Below are 1,387 nucleotides of genomic sequence, written 5' to 3' on the forward strand. Positions count from 1 at the left end.
CCGCGCCGGCGCCGGGGCCCCGGGTGTCGCGGAGCTGGTGGATCGCCTGCAGGAGGCCGGCGCCCGGGTGACGGTGGTGGCCTGCGATGTCGCCGACCGCGACGCGGTCGCGGCTATGCTGACGCAGATACCGGACGAATATCCGCTGCGCGCTGTGGTGCACGCGGCCGGCATCCTCGACGACGGGCTGGTCTTGTCCCTGACCCCGGATCGGGTGGATGCCGTGTTGCGGGCCAAGGTCGACGGCGCCTGGCACCTGCACGAGCTGACGCGCGAACAGGATCTGTCGGCGTTCGTGGTGTTTTCGTCGATGGCCGGAATCGTGGGCACTCCCGGCCAGGCCAACTACGCCGCCGCCAACAGCTTCCTCGACGGGCTGGTCGCGTACCGGCGCGCGCACGGGCTCCCGGGCCTGTCGCTGGCCTGGGGCCTCTGGGAGGAGGCGTCGGCGATGACGGCCCATCTCGGCGAACGCGACAAGGCCCGGATGAGCAGGCTCGGGATCGCGCCACTGTCCACCGAGCAGGCGCTGGAGTCGTTCGACGCCGCGATGCTGGTCGAGGCCCCGGTGCTGATGGCCGCCCGCCTGGATCGGGTCGCCCTGTCCGACAACGCCGCCGCGCTGCCCCCGCTGTTGAGCGAGCTGGCCGCCCGCACCACCCGCCGCGTCATCGACGACGTCGACACGACCGCCCTGATGACCGGGCTCGCGGCGCGCCTGCACGGCTTGGCCCCCGAGGCGCGACAGCGTGAGCTGGTCGACCTGGTCCGCGGCAACGCGGCTACGGTGCTGGGGCTGCCGAATCCCGCCGACATCAACGCGGGCCGCGCGTTCCAGGATCTCGGCTTCGATTCGCTCACCGCCGTTGAGCTGCGCAACCGGCTGAAAACCGCCACGGGGCTTACGCTTTCACCCACGCTGATCTTCGACTATCCCACGCCGTCGGTGCTGGCGGAGCACCTCGACGGTCAGCTGTCCGCCGGCCCGAGCGACCAGCCGGACCTGATGGACCGCTTCACCGACATCACCCGCGAACTGCAGGCCCTGCTGGCCCAGCCCAGTTGGGACGCGGGCGCCAAATCGGCGCTGCGGGCCCGGCTGCACAACCTGCTCGCCACCCTGGAGCCCGACGATCACCCCGACCCCGAAGGCCTGGACGCCGACCTCGATGCCGCCACCGAAAGCCAACTCTTTGCCATCCTCGATGAAGAACTCGGCCGCTGAGACCACGATGCCGGACACCTCGCAGCACGTCGACTACCTCAAGCGACTGACGGCCGATCTCAGGCGGGCGCGGCGACGCGTCTCGGAGCTGGAGGGCCGGCTGTCCGAACCGATCGCGGTGGTCGGCATGGCGTGCCGCTACGCGGGCGGGGTGGATTCGCC

At 71.3% G+C, this 1,387-nt stretch carries 2 protein-coding genes; both read left to right on the forward strand.

The window, feature by feature from the left end:
- The coding region (locus A9X04_RS22035) for a beta-ketoacyl reductase (protein ID WP_156764476.1) at positions 1-1,225 on the forward strand (1,225 nt) is incomplete at its 5' end.
- A 7-nt stretch (positions 1,226-1,232) separates the two neighbouring features.
- A partial coding sequence (locus tag A9X04_RS22040; RefSeq protein ID WP_369828994.1) for a polyketide synthase docking domain-containing protein occupies positions 1,233-1,387 on the forward strand: 155 nt, incomplete at its 3' end.

Source organism: Mycobacterium sp. E3247 (genome assembly GCF_001667785.1).
GTDB lineage: Bacteria > Actinomycetota > Actinomycetes > Mycobacteriales > Mycobacteriaceae > Mycobacterium.